Below are 16,848 nucleotides of genomic sequence, written 5' to 3'. Positions count from 1 at the left end.
AGATGGCGCCGTTGTCCTTGGCGGTGGAGATCTTCAGACCGGTGTTGATGCGGTTCTGAACGGTGCCGAGGTCTTTGTTGGTGGCGTTCAGGTTTTGGAGCGCGATCATCGCGCCCTTGTTCGTGTTGACCGAATTCAGCGACATACACGTGTTTCCTTTTCTCGGAGACCGACGTCATTTTGACTGCCGGAGGCGTTTTGCCTGCGAAGGTCCTGAGCAAGGGCTGGGCCAGTTTGGGCCGTTAACCACTCATCGTTGATCTGCTTGGGAATTTTCGCAGACCGCCGTTCCGGGCCGGCGGCTCAGTGCGTGGAGCAAGACCGAACACGGTAAATTCTGCCGTCCCGACGCGGCAAAACTTGCGCTCCTGGGTGGGCAGGTTCTGCCGATCGGCGCCGGCGGCGCGCCTGTTTCGACCGCTGTCAGCTTTTCTAAAAACACAAAAAGCTCAAACCGCTGGCGTGGCGAAGGAGCCCCGACCATGCTCCGCGCGACTTTCAGTAGGAGCTTTCCATGGCGCAGGCGCGCAAACGCGGCGGCATCTTCGCCTCTTTCGGCTTCCAGGTCCTGGCGGGCATGGCGCTGGGCCTGGGTCTGGGCCTGCTAGCGCGTCATTTGGGCTCTGAGGCGGGGCAGCCGGGGCACGGCCTGTCCGAAGCCCTGCGGCTGGCCGGCTCGACCTTCGTGCAGCTCTTGCGCGTCCTGGTGCCGCCGCTGGTGTTCACCGCCATCGTCGCCAGCATCGCCAACCTGCGTCAGTTGCAGAATGCTGCAGCCCTGGTGTGGCGCACGCTCTTCTGGTTCGCGGTGACCGCGCTGATCGCCGTCAGCATCGGCATCGTGCTGGGCCTGGTGCTTAAGCCGGGGCTGAACACCACGGTGGCGGCCGCCGCTGCAGAGGTTCCGCATACCAGCGGCTCCTGGCTCGACTTCCTGACCGGTCTGATTCCCTCGAACATGCTGGGTCTTGCGGCGTCCACGACGTTGGCGGACGACGCGGCCAAGACGACGCTTTCGTTCAACGTGCTGCAGATCGTGGTCATCTCGCTGGTGACCGGGATCGCCGCGCTGAAGTCGGGCGCTGCGGCCGAGCCGTTCTTGGCGTTCAACGCCTCGGCGCTGGCCGTCGTGCGCAAGATACTGTGGTGGGTGATCCGGCTGACGCCGATTGGCACCATCGGCCTGTTCGGCAACGCCGTGGCCCACTACGGCTGGGACGCCCTGGCGCAGCTGGGCGCTTTCGCCGTGGCGGTCTATGCCGGTCTCGGCTTGGTGCTGTTCGTGGTCTATCCGGCCTTGCTGGCGGCCAATGGGCTGAATCCGCTGAAGTTTTTTGCGGGCGCCTGGCCCGCGATCCAGCTTGGCTTCGTTTCGCGCTCCTCGATCGGGACCCTGCCGGTCACCCAGACTGTGGCCGAGAGCGCACTGGGCGTGCCGCGGTCCTACGCCGCCTTCGCCGTGCCGTTGGGGGCGACGACCAAGATGGACGGCTGCGCGGCGATCTATCCGGCCGTGGCGGCGATCTTCGTGGCGCAGTTCTACAATGTGCCGCTGGCGGTCAGCGACTACTTCCTCATCGTCTTCGTATCGGTGATCGGCTCGGCGGCGACGGCCGGGCTGACCGGGGCGGTGGTGATGCTCACCCTGACGCTGTCGACGCTGGGGTTGCCGCTGGAGGGCGTGGGGCTGCTGCTGGCCATCGATCCGATCCTCGACATGGGCCGGACCGCGACCAACGTCGCGGGCCAGGCGCTGGTCCCGACGCTGGTCGCCAAACAGCAGGGCATGCTGGACATGGATATCTACAACGCTGCCTCCGGCGATCTGCCGATTGAACCGGACGAAACGACGCAGCGCGCCGCCTGAGGCCGATCGCCGTCTGTCCCTGCACGGGATCCGGCCATAGGATCGCAACGATTTCGGGCGGAGGGCGAATGGGCGACGAGGGGCGGAAGGGCGACTGGCGGAGCGCCGGCGCCGGCGGCGAAGCGCTGCTGCAGGCGATGCTGGACGCGACCTCGATGCTGGCGGGCGTCGTAGAGCCGCTGGACGACGACTACCGTTTCGTCATGGCCAATCGCGGGGCGTGCGAGTTCTACGGCAGCGCCAACGGAACGCTCAACGGCCGCACGGGGCGCGACCTGGGCGTTACCGCCGAGCAGATCAGCGGACGACTGGAGGTCCTGCGGCGGGTGCTTCGGACCGGAGCGCCGGAAACGATCGAGTACTCGTTCCGATTTCCCAGTGGTCGCCAGGGGTGGTTTCTAGGGACGTTCACGCCCCTGGCTGAGGCGGCCGGGCAGGTGGTGTTCATCATCATCGACATCACCCAGCAGCACGTGGCGCAGGTCGAGGCCGAGCGTCAGGGCGCGCGGCTGACTCTTGCGCTCAACGCGACCGAACTCGGGCTCTGGGAGTACGATGTCGCGGCCGACCGGGTGGATTGGGACGCTCGGACCCGGCGCCAATTCGGCCTGCCGCCCGAAGGCGACATCAACTACGCAACCTATGCCGCGGCCGTCCACGTGGAGGACTTCCCGGCCACACGCGTCGCTTACGAGGCGGCGTTGGCTGGTGAGAACGACGGCCACTATGTGGTCGAGCACCGGACGACGGCGGGCGGTGATGGCGGATCGGCGGTCTGGGTGCGCGGCGCCTCGCGCGTGTCATTCGACAGCCAGGGCCGCCCGGTCCACGTGATCGGCACCTCGCAGGACATCTCCGCCCAGGTGGCCGCGCGCGAGCGGCAGGACCTGCTGCTGGCGGAACTGAACCATCGCGTGAAGAACAATCTGGCGGCGGTGCAGGCTATCGCCTCGCAGACCATGCGCGGCGCGCCCGATGACCCGGTGGCGTTCCGGTCGGCGTTCGACAGCCGTATCCAGTCGTTGGCCCGCGGGCATGATCTGCTGACGCGCAACGTCTGGGAGGCGGCCGACCTGCGCGATGTGATCGAGGCGGCGCTGGCTCCGTTCGCGGCGGAGGGATTTGAGATCGATGGGCCCGACGCGCCCGCGCCGCTGGGCCCGGAGATGGCCGTCAACCTGGTGATGGTGCTGAACGAGCTCGCCACCAATGCCGCGAAGTACGGCGCGCTGTCGGGCGCAGGGCGGGTCTCGATTGTCTGGGGCGTGCACGGCGAACGACTGGCGCTGCATTGGCGCGAGCGTGGCGGGCCGCCGGTGACGCCGCCGCAGCGTACGGGCTTTGGCACCCGGCTGACGCTCAGCGCGCTGCAGGCCTATGGCGGGACAGTCGAACTGGTCTTCCCGCCCGAGGGCGCTGAATGCCGGATGACGGCGCTGCTGGCGCGACGTTAGGAGAGCAGCGTCGCCTGCAGGGTGATCTCGGCGTTGAGCAGCCTGGAGACCGGGCAGTTCTTCTCGGCCATGCGGGCCAGCTCATCGAACTTGACCTGATTGATCCCCGGCACCTTGGCCTGCAGGGTGAGGGCCGAGCGGTCGATCTTGAAGCCTTCCCCGTCCGGGATCAGCGAGACGGCCGCCTCGGTCGTGAGTTCCTCGGCCGCCAGACCGGCGCGCTGGATCAGGAAGGCCAGCTGCATGGTGAAGCAACCCGCATGGGCTGCGGCGATCAGTTCCTCGGGATTGGTCCCTGGGGTGTCCTCGAAGCGGGTCTTGAAGCTGTATGGCGTGGCCGACAGCACGCCGGAATCAGTGGTCAGATCGCCGTCGCCGTCACGGCCAGTTCCGCGCCAAACCGCGCGCGCCTTGCGGATCATGCTCGCCTCCTGAATGGGAACGCCCCTGGGACGAGCGGTAAACGCGGCACGCGCGGATTGGATCACTTGCGGCGGTTCATCTCGTCGCCGGCGTCGCGGGGCAGGGGAATGAAGAAGGCCAGCGAGATCAGGGTGATCAGACCCGTGACGACGAAGGCCGGGGAGATGGCTGCCGCCGTGAGGTGATCTTCGCCGCGGGCGACCATGAAGAAGTGCATCAGCGCCGCGGCCAGCCCGATGCCGATCGACTGCACCAGCTGCTGGACCATCGACGAGGTGGTCGAGGCGCGGCTCATGCGATCCTGGCCGATGTCGGCGAAGGCCAGGCCGTTGAGGCTGGTGAAGTGCAGCGAGCGGAAGAAACCGCCGACAGCCAGGATCAGCAGGATGAGCCAATGCGGCGTGGTCGGCGTGAAGAGGCCGTAGGCGACGAAGCTGACGGCGACGATCAAGGCGTTGACGATCAGCACCGAGCGAAACCCGAAGCGGCGCAGGATTGGCGGGGCGGTGGTCTTCATGACCAGGGCGCCGGCCGCGGAGATGAAGGTCATCAGGCCCGCCTGGATCGCCGACAGGCCAAAGCCGACCTGGAGCAGCATGGCGAGCATGAACGGCGTCGCGCCCATGGCGATGCGCATGAACGCCCCGCCGACCACCGAGGCGCGGAAGGTCTGCAGCCGGAACACCGAGAGGTCGAGGATGGCGTGCGGATTGCCCCGGGCGTGACGCCAGTAGACGACCAGCGCGGCCGCGCCGCCCAGGAACATCGTTGCGACCAGGGCGTCGGGCAGCAAGCCGCGACCGAGGTTCTCGAAGCCGAAGATCAGGCCTGCGAGGCCAAGTCCGGTGAGCAGGGTGCCTTTCCAGTCGATGGGCGAGACCTCCTGTTCCTTGACGTTGGGCACGTAGCGCATGACCAGCAGCACGCCGACGACGGCCACGGGAATGCTCAGGAAGAAGATCCACCGCCAGTCGGCGAAGGTGACGATCGCGCCGCCGACGATCGGGCCGATAACGGGGCCGAGCAGGGCCGGCATGGTCATCACCGACATCGCGCCGAGCAGTTCCTCCTTGGGCGTGGTGCGCAGCAGGACCAGCCGGCCGACCGGCATCATCATCGCCCCGCCCATGCCCTGGAAGATCCGAGCGATGACCAGCTGCGTCAGGTCCTGGGCGAAGCCGCAGGCGGCCGAGGCCAGCGCGAAGAGCACCATGGAGACGATGAAGACCCGCTTGGCGCCGAACTTGTCGGCGACCCAGCCGCTGATCGGCAGGAAAACCGCCGAGGCCAGCAGGAACATGGTGATGGCGAGGTTCAGACGCAGCGGCGGCTCGCCGAGCGCGACGGCCATGGTCGGCAGCGCGTTGGCGATCACCGTCGCGTTCATCGTCTGCATGAGCATGGCCGACCCGATGATCGCCGGGATCACCCAGCCCCGGGTCGTCGCGGTGGAGCCTTCGCTCTGGATCGGCTGATCGACGGGGCTCACTGGTCGCACTCCAGGATTTGCAGCAGCGGGGCGCCGGCGGCGGCGAGGGCCGCGCGGGCCTCCGGCGTCAGCCGGGCCAGGCGATCGGCGAGCCAATCGTTGCGGCGCTGGCGCACCGCATCAAGCTGGGCCTCGCCCTGGGGCGTGATGCGCAGGCCCGAGCGGCGGCCGTCTTGCGCGTCGTCGACACGTAAAATCCAGCCCGCCGTCTCGAGCCGCTTGATGTGGCTGCTCATGCTCGGGCGGGAGATCTGCTCGGCCTGAGCCAGTTCGCTGACGCCGACGCCGGGATGCCGACGGATGTGGCCCAGGATCAGGGCGTCGAGCGCTGAGCTCCCCGCGCGCTGCGCCTCCTGGCGCAAGCGTCGCGCCACGCGCAAGAGCGGCGCGCGCAGATTGTCGGCGAGGGCGATCGTCTCGGGCGAGTTCGGCATGAGCACGTAGTTAGGTTGCCGAACTATCTATGTCAAATGCACGATTAACGGGAACGAGTCTGTCGGTTCGCGAATTGGAGGAGTGGGCTGATCAGCGGGCTAGTCGTGAGGCAAGGCGATGGGCGCCGACCAAGGCTTACCGTCCGACATGATGTTCCGCCTCGCCGCCGAAGTGCGCGGCGCGACGCGGCGGATGTCACGTGAACAGGTGTTGGACCTGGCGGACATGCTGCATGAGGAAGTTCGGGCGCGCAGCGATCCTAGCGGCCCACGAGAGGCGGGCCTGGAAGGCGCTGCTAGGAGCTGAGGGCGCGGCGCGCTCGGCGGACCCCCGCGGCGATCGCGCGAGCCTGCGCGGCCAGCTCGTCGAGCACCTGCAGACGCCAGTCGACTGGCTCCCCACGCGAGGCACCTGCGCGGGCGCGTTCGGCCGTCGTGAAGGCCTGGCGCGCCGCCGCCTGACAGTCGGCGAGGTTGGAGATGAAGGCGCCGTCCGCGCCGGCGCGCCAGGCCTCGCGAGCGGCAAGCCGAGCTTGACCGCGCGCCTGCAGGGTCGCTGGCGGGCACGGCGCGGCGGGCTCGGGCGCCATTCCCGACCAGGAGACGCCGCGGCAACGGGCGAGTTCGCGGCGCGCAAAGGTTGCTCGTGCGGCCTCGGCCTTCGTCTCGGCCTCGATCAGCCGGTCAAGCTCGTTCATTCCGATAGTGTATGTTATATACACAATCGTCGCAACCAAAACTCAGCGAGCGCGGCTCAGCCCTCGCTGATGATGATCCGCCGCGCCTGAAAGGGTGGGATGATCGCGGTGATGTGTGCGGCCCAGCGCAGCCGAGCATCGCGCCGGGTGGGGCCGGCGACGCTTTCCAGGTCGTAGAGCCCCGGTCCCGAGCCGCGCAGCAGGCGCTTGACCAGCACCTCGTCGGTGTCGGTTTCCACCACCACCACCTGACCCAGCATGTCAGGGCTCGGCGAGCTGCGCTGATCCTCGAAGTAGATCAGGGCTCCGTCATCGGCGAGGCCGCGCATGGAATGTCCTGAAACCCTTAGCGCCACGGCCTTCTCCGTGCCGCCGGGCGGGATGGGGGCGAGCTCGCCGCTACCTTGGCCGGTCGCCAGCAGCACGTCGCCCTCGGGGTTGGCGCCGACCCGGCCGATGATCGGGGCCAGGCCTTCGGACCCCGTTGAGCGCATGGGCCCCGCGGCGTCGTAGAGCCATTCCGGGCGAACGCCGAAGGCGGCCGCGTACTCCTTGGCGCGCCGGTAGGAGAAAGGGGCGTTGCCGTTTTCGTTGGACGAGTAGGTGTTCCGGTTCCACCCGAACGCGTCGGCGGCGGCCGCCGCCGTTTCAAAGCCTTGCTCGGTGCGGGCCAGCCGCAGACGCTGGAAGCGATCGTCCATATCCGGCTTCTAGCGGAGCCTGTGTGTAAAATAAATACAGAATGCGCTTGCCCGTTCACTGTATGTTCCATACATTTTCGACATGGGACACGAAACGCAGCCGAGAGGCGGCCCCACGGGCCAAGAATATACAACCCTACGACAAACCGGGACGTCGCGGTCGCGCGCCATGGTAGAGCTCGGCGTCGCGCCAGGCGACGCGCGACGGCTGGAGGCGCACTTCCGTGCACGGCCGCAATGGGGCGGAGACCTGCAGGTTCCGCGCTTCGCCCGCCATGATCGGCACGTCGCCGACGTGATGGCGCAAGGCGGCTTCTGCGCTTTCTCCGAACGCCGGATCGGCAAGGAGGGCGTCGCGGTCTGCCTGCCGCTGACGTGGCCGAAATGAACCCAGCGATCGCCGATGTGGTGACTCACGCGCTGCGCACCCTGCCGCCGGAGACCCGCGGCCGCTTCCTGCGGGACCTGATGGCGACGGCCGCGGCCGGTCTGACGGCGCTCGAGGGCGAACGGGCCTGCGGCGAGGCCGTCTATCGCCTGGCCGACGCGGTGGTCGGGGTCGGGGCCGAGCAATCCGAAGCACAAGGGAGAGAGGGATGAGCCGAGCGGCATATCTGGCGCGTCTGGAGCGCGAACGCCTGACCAGGGTCGAGCAGCAGGGCCGGGCCCGACTGGAGGCGCGCCGCGTCGCCGAAGGCGTGGCTGAGACCGTGGCGCTGTCGGCGGCCCGGGGGGCAGAGTTCGAGGCGCCGACAGCCGCACGCGGCGAGCGGCAGCGTCCGTATCGCCGCTTGGCCGGGCTGGACTGGCTGCTGCGCAAGGGGCGGCTGACGACGGCGCAGAAAGCGGCCGGCGAGCGCTATGGTCGTTGCTATCGGGTGGCGCAGGGCGAGGTGGCAATCGCCTCAACGCTCGATGTCCGGCCGGGCGGGGCGGCTGAGAGGCCGTTGACGGCCGTGATCGCCCGCGCGGAGGCCAACGCGCGGGCTCGCGACACGTTGAAGGACTATCGCGAAACCCTGCGCCTCCAGCCTTCGCTGATCGCGGCATGTGACATGATCTGCGGCGAGGAACTGACCCCGCGCGAGGCCGCGCACGGGGGAGACCGGGAGATCTACCGGCTCGAGGCGGTGCTGGAGGTGGCGCTGGATATGCTGGCGGCTGGGAATGCGTAAGTTCTCATTTTGTTCTTGATCCCCGCGGGGATTTTGGTATGCTTGGCGATGGCAGCAAGGTGACTTCGCGCGCCATGACGCCCAGTTTCGGCCGCCCCCGTCCTTGCGGCCGAGGCGGCTCGGTAGTTGGCGGGACCAGACGAGCGAGCGCCTCTTCTAGTGTCCCTCGCAAGTCGAGGTCCACCTGTTGGCCGGACTCGTCGTTGAAAATCAGCACATGGGATTCGCCGGCCTCGAGGGCGGCCTTCACCGCAGGGGCGACGGCGGAGAGGGTTCCGGAGCCAATTTTTCGGCCGCTAGAAAAGGCGGTGTGCGTATCGGACATCGGCGGGACTTCATCAAAATATCACCCGGACATAAATGCGATCTGGCCGGACGGCAAGCGCAGCTAATGCGTAACAGGCGGCGACAAAGGCAAGATTTGCCCCACCCAGCGACTAGGATAGCTATGACTCGGCTCGTCGAGCGGGCCTGTAACTTTCCTGGGGCGTTTCAGCATGCGCGTTTTTCTGCGGGCCGTTCTTCTGGCTTCGGCGTTGTCTACTGCCGGCATGGCGACGAGTACGCTCGCAGCGACCCCAGTAGCGCCTGTGCTCACCACGCCCGACGCCAAGGACGTTCGATCCTACGCTCGACCGCTCGTTGCGCGCGTGACCCATGTCGACCTCGACCTGTCAGCCGACTTCGAGACCAAGATCGTGAGCGGTCAGGCCGCCATGGACGTTCTGGCGGCGCCAGGCGCACGGGAAATCGTGCTCGATACGCTGGGACTGACCATCAACAAGGTCACTGACGGTGCTGGGCGCGATCTGCCATGGAAGCTGGGCGTAGCGGATCCTGAACTTGGCGCGCCGCTGACGGTTCGGCTGAATGGCGCCGACCGGATTGTCGTTCACTACGCCTCGAGCGCCGGCGCGCGCGCCTTGCAATGGCTGCCGCCGTCGCTGACCGCGGGCAAGGCCAAGCCGTATCTCTTCAGCCAAGGACAAGACATCAACAACCGTAGCTGGGTCCCGACGCAGGATAGTCCGGGTATCCGTCAGACCTGGACGGCGCGCATCGTCGTGCCGAGCGATCTGGTCGCCGTGATGAGCGGCGAGCGCCTGACGCCGAACGGCGAGCCGGCGGGGGAGGGCAAGCACGCCTTTCGCTTCCGCATGGACCATTCGGTGCCGCCGTACCTGATCGCGCTGGCTGTAGGCGATCTGACCTTCCGCGAGCTTGGCCCCCGCACAGGCGTCTACACCGAGCCGTCGATGATGGATCGGGCGGCGGGTGAACTGGTGGACACCGAGCAGATGGTGACCACCGCAGAGGGGCTCTACGGTCCCTATCGCTGGGGCCGTTATGACGTCCTGGTGCTGCCGCCTTCGTTTCCGTTCGGCGGCATGGAGAACCCGACGCTTACCTTCCTGACGCCGACCTTCATTACTGGGGACCGGGCCAATGTGGGCCTGGTGGCGCACGAGCTGGCGCACAGCTGGTCCGGAAATCTGGTGACGAATGCGACCTGGCCTGATGGCTGGCTGAACGAGGGTTTCACCACCTACTTCGAGAACCGTATCATGGAGGCGCAGTATGGCGCGCCTCGGGCGGAGATGGAGGCCGATCTCGATTGGGATGGCATGCAAGCTGATATCGCCGAGGCGGGCGGCCCGACCGCGGAAGCCACCAAGCTGTATGGGGACGTCGGCGGGCAACTGGCCTACTTCAAGGGCGCGACCTTCCTGCGGACGATCGAGAAGACCGTTGGGCGTGAGCGTTGGGACGCCTATCTCACCTCGTACTTCGATCGCCACGCGTTCCAGCCGCAAACCACGGCCGGTTTCCTGAAGGACCTTCGCGCCAACCTGATCAAGGGCGACAAGGCGCTGGAGGCGAAGCTGCAGCTCGACCGCTGGGCCTACGCCGCCGGTCTCCCCGACAATGCCGTGCACGTGAAGTCCGAGGCGCTCGCGCGCGTCGACGCGCAGGTCGCTGCGTTCAACCAGGGGACGCCTGCCGCTCAACTGACGACCTCGGCCTGGACCACGCAGGAGTGGCTGCGATTTCTGAACAGTCTCCCGCGGAAGCTGTCGACAGCCCAGCTGGACGACCTCGACGGAGCCTTCAAGCTCTCGACCTCATCGAACAGCTACCTGCGATCCGCATGGCTGGAACTGGCGATCGCCAACCGATACGAGCCGGCCTTGCCCGCCCTTGAGGAGTTCCTGACGACGGTCGGACGCGGACTGTTCCTGCGCCCGCTCTATGCGGGCCTGATGAAGCAGGGCGACTGGGGGCGTCCGATCGCCGTGCGTATCTTCGAGAAGGCGAAGCCGACGTATCATCCGACAGTGGCGTCGAGCCTCGAACGTCTCGTGACTAACGGCTGATCGGAGCGGCGAATGCAAAAGCTGGCGGGCGTTCTTCTTGCCCTCGCATTGACGGGCCCTGCTGCGGCGCAGGACTCAAACGCGGAGTTCTTTGCGCGGAATGCGCAGGCTCCGGGCGTAAAGACGATCCCTGGGATTCAGTACAAGGTCCTGAAATCCGGCCCGGAAAATGGTCCCCATCCGAAGCGCTCCTCGACAATCAAGGTGCGCTACGAGGGCAAATTTCTTGACGGCCGCATCTTCGATTCCTCGAAGAACGATCCAGATGGCGCGGTGACGTTTCCGCTCGGCAAGCTGATCCCGGGTTGGGTGACCGTATTGCCGCTGATGCGGCCCGGCGACGAGTGGGTGATCTACATGCCGCCGGAATACGCCTACGGTCCGGCTGGCAAGGACATCATCCCCGCGAATACGCCGCTCGAGTTCCGGATCGAACTTGTTGAGGTTGTGGACTAAGCGCGGGTCAATTTCGCCGCCAGCAACGTGCCGGCGGCGAACTGGGCGTCTACACTTCCTTCAATGAGGATCACGTCATCCGGTCGAAGGTCGACGCCGTCGAAGGTGATCGGCGAACAGGCCAGGATCAGCGTGAGATCTGCTTGCGTGCGAAACGCCGCTGGGCCTTCTAGCCTTTGCACCTGAGCCGACCACAGGCCTCGCCGCACCATCACGTTGAAGTCTCGCACCGGCCCATTGATCAGGACGGCGTGGCAAGGCGCGTCGCCAGCAAAGGCGAAAGGTGTGGCGGAGGCGTCGAGTTTGACCGTCGCCTGGCCCTCGATCCGCAGTTCCAGGCCTGTACCGTCGAGCACGGTGAGCACGCGATCGACGCCCGCAAAGACTGAGAACGGGCCGGCGGAGCCCACCTCGGCGATGCTGGCGCGCCATTCAAAATCGGCGAGCGATGCGCCGCTCGGCCAGGCGGCGACCTCCCAGGTGAGGCCGCCGCCATTTTTCCATGGCGTCGGCGTGCGATCCGCTGCGCGAAGGATGCGCATCAGCCGAGGATGCCAGGGAGATCGAGCCCCTTATCCCGGGCGACATCGATAGCGATTTCGTAGCCGGCGTCGGCATGCCGCATCACGCCCGTCGCCGGGTCGTTCCACAGCACGCGCTCGATGCGCTTGGCCGCCGCATCCGTCCCGTCGCAGACGATGACCATGCCTGAGTGCTGGGAGAAGCCCATCCCGACGCCGCCGCCATGGTGCAGCGAGACCCAGGTTGCGCCCGAAGCGGTGTTCAGCAACGCATTGAGCAGCGGCCAGTCGGAGACGGCGTCGGAACCGTCGCGCATCGCTTCGGTCTCGCGGTTGGGGGAGGCGACCGAACCTGAATCCAGGTGATCGCGTCCGATGACGACCGGGGCCTTGAGTTCGCCCTTCGCCACCATCTCGTTGAAGGCGAGACCGAGCCGGTGGCGATCGCCGAGCCCGACCCAGCAGATCCGGGCGGGCAGGCCCTGGAACTTGATCTTGCGGGCGGCCATGTCGAGCCAGTTGTGCAGATGCGCGTTGTCCGGGATCAGCTCCTTCACCTTGGCGTCGGTCTTGTAGATGTCCTCAGGATCGCCCGACAGCGCCGCCCAGCGGAACGGGCCGATCCCTCGGCAGAACAGCGGGCGGATGTAGGCAGGCACGAAACCCGGGAAGTCGAATGCGTTCGTGACGCCTTCCTCTTTGGCCATCTGACGGATGTTGTTGCCGTAGTCGACGGTCGGGACGCCAGCGGCCTGGAAGTCGAGCATCGCCTGGACGTGCTCGGCCATAGACGCGCGAGCGGCTTCCTCGACCTGTTTGGGGTCCTGGCCGCGCATGGCGTACCAGCGCTCAAGGCTCCAACCTTTGGGCAGATAGCCGTTCACCGGATCGTGGGCGGACGTCTGATCGGTGAGCAGGTCCGGCCGCACGCCGCGGGCAAACAGCTCCGGCAGCAACTCGGCGGCGTTGCCGAGCAGGCCGACCGAGATCGGGGTCTTCTCGGCGCACGACTGTTCGATCCAGGCCAGCGCTTCGTCGAGGTTGTCGGTCGAGCGGTCGAGATAGCCGGTGCGAAGCCGCATCTCGATGCTGGAGGGCTGGCACTCGATGGCGAGGCAGGACGCCCCGGCCATGACCGCGGCGAGCGGTTGGGCTCCGCCCATGCCGCCGAGGCCTGCCGTGAGCAGCCAGCGGCCCGACAGATCGCCATTGTAGTGCTGGCGGCCCATCTCCACGAAGGTCTCGTAGGTGCCCTGAACGATGCCCTGGGCGCCGATGTAGATCCACGAGCCCGCGGTCATCTGGCCGTACATGGCCAGCCCCTTGCGATCGAGCTCGTTGAAGTGGTCCCAAGTCGCCCAGCGCGGCACCAGGTTTGAATTGGCGATCAGCACGCGCGGCGCGTCGGCATGGGTGCGAAACACGCCGACGGGCTTTCCGCTCTGGACCAACAGCGTCTGATCATCCTCCAGACGGCGGAGCGTTTCGACGATTTTGTCGAAGCTTTCCCAGTCGCGCGCGGCGCGCCCAATGCCACCGTAGACCACCAGTTCCTCCGGCCGTTCTGCGACGTCCGGATGCAGGTTGTTCATTAACATCCGGAGCGGCGCTTCGGTGAGCCAGCTTTTGGCGGAGAGCTCGGCGCCCGTGGCCGGGCGGATCACGCGGGTCTTGTCGATACGGGTCATTTCAGGTGCTCAGGCTGGGCGAAGGCGATGCAGGCCTTCAGGACTTTGGACAGTACGGCGCGCATGGGTTCAGCCTGGATCGGCGAGTAGGGCGCAGGCCAATTGGCCGGTGTCGGGGGCGCGGCCGGATCGTCCATGTAACCACGGCAGGCCAGCTCCATCTGGACCGCGTGTATGCCGTCTGCCGGGAGGCCGTAGTGCCGGGTGGTCCAACCGCCCTTGAAGCGGCCGTTGGTGACGCGCGAATATTTGGGGTGGGCGCACGCCGCTTCGATGGCCGCAGTAAGCTCTGCAGAGCAACTTGCCCCCGAGTTGGTCCCCAGGTTGAGGTGCGGCAGGTCGCCTTCGAACAGCCGTGGAATACGCGAGCGGATCGAGTGCGCTTCGTAGAGCACCACCGTGTCATGCTCCTGCTTCAGCCGCTCGATCTCTTGGGCCAGGGCCGCGTGGTAGGGCTCGAAGAATGCGGTGCGCCGGCGCGAGATTTCGGCCTGGTCCGGTCCCCCCTCGCGATAGAGCGGTTCGCCGTCGAAGGTCGTGCTCGGACAAAGCTCGGTGGTGGCCTGACCTGGATACAGCGAAGCGCCGGTGGGATCGCGATTGACGTCGATGACGCTGCGGCTGATCGAGGTCCGGATCGTAGTCGCGCCAAGTTCCTGGGCGAAATCGTAGAGGCGGTGGATCCACCAGTCGGCGTCCTTGCGCGCTAGCCACGGCGACGTCAGTTGCGCTTCGATGGCGGCCGGAATGTCCATGCCGGTGTGGGGAAAGCTCACGATCAGCGGCGCATCGCCTCGCCGAATTTCCAGCCAGTCCATCAACCGACGTCCGGCAAGGCCACCGCGTCGGCGGCGGCGATAACGTCGCCCGAGCGCACGAGGTCGTTCGCCGCCTGCATATCTGGGTGGAAGTGGCGGTCGTCGCTGAGATACGGCACTTGGGCGCGCAGGCGAGCACGCACCGCTTCCAGCGCGCTGCTCGACGCGAGTGGCGCATGGAAATCACAGCCCTGCGCGCCGGCAAGCAGCTCGATCCCCAGTACGCCGACGACGTTCTCGGCCATGCCCAGCAACCGCCGCGCGCCATGCGCCGCCATCGAGACGTGATCCTCCTGGTTGGCGGAGGTGGGGATGGAGTCGACGCTGGCCGGGTAGGCCTTTTGCTTGTTTTCCGACACCAGCGCGGCTGCGGTCACCTGTGGGATCATGAAGCCTGAGTTCAGGCCGGGCTTGGGTGTCAGGAACGCCGGAAGGCCCGAGAGCGCCGGATCGACGAGCATGGCGATGCGGCGCTCGGAGAGCGAGCCGATCTCGCAGATCGCCAAAGCGATCATGTCCGCGGCGAAGGCGACCGGTTCGGCGTGGAAGTTGCCGCCGGAAAGGGCTTCGTCGGTCTTCGGGAAGATCAGCGGATTGTCGGAAACGCCGTTGGCTTCGGTCGCCAGAGTGGTCGCCGCTTGGCGCAGGATGTCCAGCGCCGCCCCCATGACTTGGGGCTGGCAGCGCAGGCAGTAGGGGTCCTGCACCCGCTCGTCATCCTTCAGGTGCGAAGCCCGAATAGCCGAGCCGGCCATGAGCGACCGCAGTGCGTCGGCAGTCTGGATCTGGCCCGTATGGCGACGCAATGCGTGGATGCGGTGATCGAACGGAGTATCGGAGCCCTTGGCGGCCTCAGTCGAGAGCGCGCCAGTGACAAGCGCCGTCTGGAACAGCAGTTCGGCCTCGAAGAGGCCCGCGAGCGCATTGGCCGTCGAGAACTGCGTTCCGTTCAGCAACGCCAGGCCTTCCTTCGGGCCGAGGGTGAGCGGGGCGAGCCCCGCTTCGGCGAGCGCGTCGCGCGCGGGGCGGCGCGCGCCGCCCACGAAAATCTCCCCAACCCCGATCATGGTCGCAGCCATGTGCGCCAGCGGTGCTAGGTCGCCCGATGCGCCCACTGAACCCTGAGCTGGCACGACCGGCGTCAGGTCCTTCGCCAGCATGGCTTCAAGCAGGGCGGTGGTGGCTGGGCGGACCCCTGAGGCGCCTTGCGCCAGGCTGGCCAGCTTCAGGGCGAGCATCAGCCGGATGACAGGAATGGGTGATGGCTCCCCGACTCCGGCAGCATGCGAGAGCACGATGTTTCGCTGCAACGTCTGAAGGTCCGCCGCTTCGATGCGGACGCTGGCCAGTTTTCCGAAGCCTGTATTGATGCCGTAGACCGGCTCGCCCCTCGCCAGGATACGCTCGACAGCGGCGGCGCTCTGCTCGATCGCAGCGTTCGACGCCGGGCCCAGTCTTACGTCCGCGCCGCGATAGATCGCGCGCCATTCGCCCAGGCTCACGTCAGCCGGGCGCAGCATCACACAGTTCATTTTCCGCTCCACACGCGCGCATGGAGTGGGTTGAACCCCATGCGATAGACAAGTTCGGCTGGGCGCTCGATGTCCCAGATGGCGAGGTCGCAGGCTTTGCCAGCTTCCAGAGTTCCGATTTCGCCGAGCAAGCCGAGCGCGCGCGCCGCCTCGCGTGTCACTCCCGCCAGGCACTCGTCGACGGTGAGGCGAAACAGCGTCGCGGCCATGTTCATGGTCAACAGCAGCGAGGTGAGCGGCGAGGTGCCCGGATTGCAGTCGGTGGCGAGGGCGATCGGCACGCCGGCTCGGCGAAGGTCATCAACTGGCGGCAAGCGCGTTTCGCGGACGGAGTAGAAGGCGCCCGGCAGCAGGGTCGCCACCACGCCGGCGCGGGCCATCGCCGCCACCCCATCCGTGTCTAGGTGCTCCAGATGGTCGGCCGAAAGCGCCCCGAACTCTGCCGCGAGGGCGGCGCCATGTTGGTTCGAAAGCTGTTCGGCGTGGAGCTTTACGGGCAGGCCATGGGCCTGCGCCGCTGCGAAGACGCGGCGCGTTTGGGCGGGCGAAAAGCCGATGCCCTCGCAAAACGCATCGACGGCATCGGCTAGACCTTCCGCCGCTACGGCCGGGATCATGCGATCGCAGATCTCGTCGATATAGCCGTCGGGATCGCCAGACCATTCCGGGGGGAGGGCATGCGCGCCGAGAAACGTGGTGACGATCCGCACCTGGCGCTCGGACGCCAGCCGGCGCGCCGCGCGCAGGCACTTGATTTCATGTTCCAGGGACAATCCGTAGCCGGACTTGACCTCGATTGTCGTGGCGCCTTCTGCGAGCAGCGCATCTAGCCGCGGCAGCGCAGACGCCAGCAGATCGCTTTCGCTCGCCGCTCGGGTAGCGTGCATGGTCGAGACGATGCCGCCGCCGGCGCGGGCGATTTCCTCGTACGAGGCGCCCTGCAGCCGCATCTCGAATTCCTGGGCGCGATCGCCGCCGAAGACCAGGTGGGTGTGCGGATCGATCAGCCCCGGCGTGATCCAGCGACCTTCGCAGTCGACCGTTTCGGCGGGATCGAGCGTGGGAGCCTGAGACGCGGGGCCGGCGTACAGGATGCGGCCGTCCCGAGAGGCGACGACGCCGTCTTCGATCGCGCCGATTCCAGGCTGTTGGGGCGCAAGGGTCGCCAGCCGGGCTTTGATCCAGAGCCGGTCACATCGCATCGTTCGCCTCCTTCC

General features: G+C 66.9%; 18 protein-coding genes and 1 pseudogene. 7 read left to right on the top strand and 12 right to left on the bottom strand.

The annotated features are described in order from the left end of the window. A pseudogene (locus C0481_RS19125) lies at positions 1 to 145 on the bottom strand (flagellin); the annotation flags it as partial. 369 nt (positions 146 to 514) lie between these two features. Between C0481_RS19125 and C0481_RS19120 the strand changes: the two are divergent. Beyond that, positions 515 to 1,867: a dicarboxylate/amino acid:cation symporter gene (locus C0481_RS19120; protein WP_293406797.1), complete on the top strand. Its 1,353-nt coding sequence runs from the start codon at positions 515 to 517 to the stop codon at positions 1,865 to 1,867. Between the two features lie 68 nt (positions 1,868 to 1,935). Further along, positions 1,936 to 3,321 (top strand): HWE histidine kinase domain-containing protein, encoded by a 1,386-nt coding sequence (locus C0481_RS19115; RefSeq protein ID WP_293406795.1) that lies wholly within the window; start codon positions 1,936 to 1,938, stop codon positions 3,319 to 3,321. Here C0481_RS19115 and C0481_RS19110 read toward each other — a convergent pair. The 5 genes from C0481_RS19110 to C0481_RS19090 all read right to left on the bottom strand — a co-directional run bounded on the left by C0481_RS19110 (position 3,318) and on the right by C0481_RS19090 (position 7,066). Further along, positions 3,318 to 3,743, bottom strand: coding sequence for an OsmC family protein (locus C0481_RS19110; RefSeq protein WP_293406793.1), 426 nt, complete (start codon positions 3,741 to 3,743; stop codon positions 3,318 to 3,320). The two genes, C0481_RS19115 and C0481_RS19110, sit on opposite strands and share 4 nt — an antisense overlap. 62 nt (positions 3,744 to 3,805) lie before the next feature. Then, on the bottom strand, positions 3,806 to 5,233 hold the full coding sequence (locus C0481_RS19105; RefSeq protein ID WP_293406791.1) for an MFS transporter: 1,428 nt from the start codon (positions 5,231 to 5,233) through the stop codon (positions 3,806 to 3,808). Then, positions 5,230 to 5,667 (bottom strand): MarR family transcriptional regulator, encoded by a 438-nt coding sequence (locus tag C0481_RS19100; RefSeq protein ID WP_293406789.1) that lies wholly within the window; start codon positions 5,665 to 5,667, stop codon positions 5,230 to 5,232. Before C0481_RS19100 ends, C0481_RS19105 begins: the two co-directional genes overlap by 4 nt. Positions 5,668 to 5,963: 296 nt before the next feature. Then, positions 5,964 to 6,365 (bottom strand): hypothetical protein, encoded by a 402-nt coding sequence (locus tag C0481_RS19095; RefSeq protein ID WP_293406787.1) that lies wholly within the window; start codon positions 6,363 to 6,365, stop codon positions 5,964 to 5,966. Between the two features lie 56 nt (positions 6,366 to 6,421). Then, complete coding sequence (locus tag C0481_RS19090) at positions 6,422 to 7,066, bottom strand: S24 family peptidase (protein ID WP_293406785.1); 645 nt, start codon at positions 7,064 to 7,066, stop codon at positions 6,422 to 6,424. Between the two features lie 169 nt (positions 7,067 to 7,235). On the opposite strand from C0481_RS19090, the gene C0481_RS19085 reads away from it, so the two are divergent. The 3 genes from C0481_RS19085 to C0481_RS19075 are packed head-to-tail and all read left to right on the top strand — an operon-like array spanning position 7,236 to position 8,241. Continuing rightward, positions 7,236 to 7,454, top strand: a complete 219-nt coding sequence (locus C0481_RS19085) for a hypothetical protein (protein ID WP_293406783.1) — start codon at positions 7,236 to 7,238, stop codon at positions 7,452 to 7,454. Then, entirely contained in the window at positions 7,451 to 7,666 is a 216-nt protein-coding gene (locus C0481_RS19080; protein ID WP_293406781.1) for a hypothetical protein, read from the top strand. Before C0481_RS19085 ends, C0481_RS19080 begins: the two co-directional genes overlap by 4 nt. Continuing rightward, positions 7,663 to 8,241 carry a hypothetical protein gene (locus tag C0481_RS19075; RefSeq protein ID WP_293406779.1) on the top strand — a complete coding sequence of 193 codons (579 nt, stop codon included), beginning with the start codon at positions 7,663 to 7,665 and terminating at the stop codon, positions 8,239 to 8,241. The genes C0481_RS19080 and C0481_RS19075 overlap by 4 nt, the downstream gene beginning before the upstream one ends. A 4-nt stretch (positions 8,242 to 8,245) precedes the next feature. Here the strand turns inward: C0481_RS19075 and C0481_RS19070 are convergent, their stop codons facing one another. Next, the gene (locus C0481_RS19070) at positions 8,246 to 8,566 is read right to left on the bottom strand and encodes a DUF2239 family protein (protein WP_293406777.1); all 321 of its coding nucleotides are present in this window, start codon (positions 8,564 to 8,566) and stop codon (positions 8,246 to 8,248) included. Between the two features lie 172 nt (positions 8,567 to 8,738). On the opposite strand from C0481_RS19070, the gene C0481_RS19065 reads away from it, so the two are divergent. Both C0481_RS19065 and C0481_RS19060 read left to right on the top strand, forming a co-directional pair. Further along, positions 8,739 to 10,616: a M1 family metallopeptidase gene (locus C0481_RS19065; RefSeq protein ID WP_293406775.1), complete on the top strand. Its 1,878-nt coding sequence runs from the start codon at positions 8,739 to 8,741 to the stop codon at positions 10,614 to 10,616. 12 nt (positions 10,617 to 10,628) lie between these two features. After that, positions 10,629 to 11,072 (top strand): FKBP-type peptidyl-prolyl cis-trans isomerase, encoded by a 444-nt coding sequence (locus tag C0481_RS19060; protein WP_293406772.1) that lies wholly within the window; start codon positions 10,629 to 10,631, stop codon positions 11,070 to 11,072. Here the strand turns inward: C0481_RS19060 and C0481_RS19055 are convergent. Genes C0481_RS19055 through hutI form a run of 5 tightly spaced genes read right to left on the bottom strand, consistent with a single transcriptional unit; the run spans position 11,069 to position 16,833 of the window. Then, positions 11,069 to 11,614 (bottom strand): HutD family protein, encoded by a 546-nt coding sequence (locus tag C0481_RS19055; protein ID WP_293406770.1) that lies wholly within the window; start codon positions 11,612 to 11,614, stop codon positions 11,069 to 11,071. The two genes, C0481_RS19060 and C0481_RS19055, sit on opposite strands and share 4 nt — an antisense overlap. After that, positions 11,614 to 13,281 (bottom strand): urocanate hydratase, encoded by a 1,668-nt coding sequence (gene hutU / locus C0481_RS19050; protein WP_293406768.1) that lies wholly within the window; start codon positions 13,279 to 13,281, stop codon positions 11,614 to 11,616. Before hutU ends, C0481_RS19055 begins: the two co-directional genes overlap by 1 nt. Next, a complete protein-coding gene (gene hutG, locus C0481_RS19045) occupies positions 13,278 to 14,099 on the bottom strand; it encodes an N-formylglutamate deformylase (RefSeq protein ID WP_293406766.1) in 822 nt (273 codons plus the stop codon). The genes hutU and hutG overlap by 4 nt, the downstream gene beginning before the upstream one ends. Then, on the bottom strand, positions 14,099 to 15,643 hold the full coding sequence (hutH, locus tag C0481_RS19040) for a histidine ammonia-lyase (RefSeq protein ID WP_293406765.1): 1,545 nt from the start codon (positions 15,641 to 15,643) through the stop codon (positions 14,099 to 14,101). Before hutH ends, hutG begins: the two co-directional genes overlap by 1 nt. After that, positions 15,628 to 16,833 (bottom strand): imidazolonepropionase, encoded by a 1,206-nt coding sequence (gene hutI, locus C0481_RS19035; protein ID WP_293406764.1) that lies wholly within the window; start codon positions 16,831 to 16,833, stop codon positions 15,628 to 15,630. Before hutI ends, hutH begins: the two co-directional genes overlap by 16 nt. Positions 16,834 to 16,848: the final 15 nt, after the last annotated feature.

Source organism: Phenylobacterium sp. (assembly GCF_013822795.1).
Lineage (GTDB): Bacteria > Pseudomonadota > Alphaproteobacteria > Caulobacterales > Caulobacteraceae > Phenylobacterium.
The sequence above is the reverse complement of the archived record's forward strand: the minus strand, read 5'-3'. Positions and strand labels throughout refer to the sequence as shown.

Bases quoted from the DNA above. Each gene is read 5' to 3' on its own strand.
- C0481_RS19080 (WP_293406781.1), top strand. From the start codon at position 7,451: ATGAACCCAGCGATCGCCGATGTGGTGACTCACGCGCTGCGCACCCTG.
- C0481_RS19090 (WP_293406785.1), bottom strand. From the start codon at position 7,066: ATGGACGATCGCTTCCAGCGTCTGCGGCTGGCCCGCACCGAGCAAGGC.
- C0481_RS19060 (WP_293406772.1), top strand. From the start codon at position 10,629: ATGCAAAAGCTGGCGGGCGTTCTTCTTGCCCTCGCATTGACGGGCCCT.
- C0481_RS19120 (WP_293406797.1), top strand. From the start codon at position 515: ATGGCGCAGGCGCGCAAACGCGGCGGCATCTTCGCCTCTTTCGGCTTC.
- hutU (WP_293406768.1), bottom strand. From the start codon at position 13,281: ATGACCCGTATCGACAAGACCCGCGTGATCCGCCCGGCCACGGGCGCC.
- hutG (WP_293406766.1), bottom strand. From the start codon at position 14,099: ATGGACTGGCTGGAAATTCGGCGAGGCGATGCGCCGCTGATCGTGAGC.
- C0481_RS19095 (WP_293406787.1), bottom strand. From the start codon at position 6,365: ATGAACGAGCTTGACCGGCTGATCGAGGCCGAGACGAAGGCCGAGGCC.
- hutI (WP_293406764.1), bottom strand. From the start codon at position 16,833: ATGCGATGTGACCGGCTCTGGATCAAAGCCCGGCTGGCGACCCTTGCG.
- C0481_RS19055 (WP_293406770.1), bottom strand. From the start codon at position 11,614: ATGCGCATCCTTCGCGCAGCGGATCGCACGCCGACGCCATGGAAAAAT.
- C0481_RS19065 (WP_293406775.1), top strand. From the start codon at position 8,739: ATGCGCGTTTTTCTGCGGGCCGTTCTTCTGGCTTCGGCGTTGTCTACT.
- C0481_RS19085 (WP_293406783.1), top strand. From the start codon at position 7,236: ATGGTAGAGCTCGGCGTCGCGCCAGGCGACGCGCGACGGCTGGAGGCG.
- C0481_RS19115 (WP_293406795.1), top strand. From the start codon at position 1,936: ATGGGCGACGAGGGGCGGAAGGGCGACTGGCGGAGCGCCGGCGCCGGC.
- C0481_RS19100 (WP_293406789.1), bottom strand. From the start codon at position 5,667: ATGCCGAACTCGCCCGAGACGATCGCCCTCGCCGACAATCTGCGCGCG.
- C0481_RS19110 (WP_293406793.1), bottom strand. From the start codon at position 3,743: ATGATCCGCAAGGCGCGCGCGGTTTGGCGCGGAACTGGCCGTGACGGC.
- C0481_RS19075 (WP_293406779.1), top strand. From the start codon at position 7,663: ATGAGCCGAGCGGCATATCTGGCGCGTCTGGAGCGCGAACGCCTGACC.
- C0481_RS19070 (WP_293406777.1), bottom strand. From the start codon at position 8,566: ATGTCCGATACGCACACCGCCTTTTCTAGCGGCCGAAAAATTGGCTCC.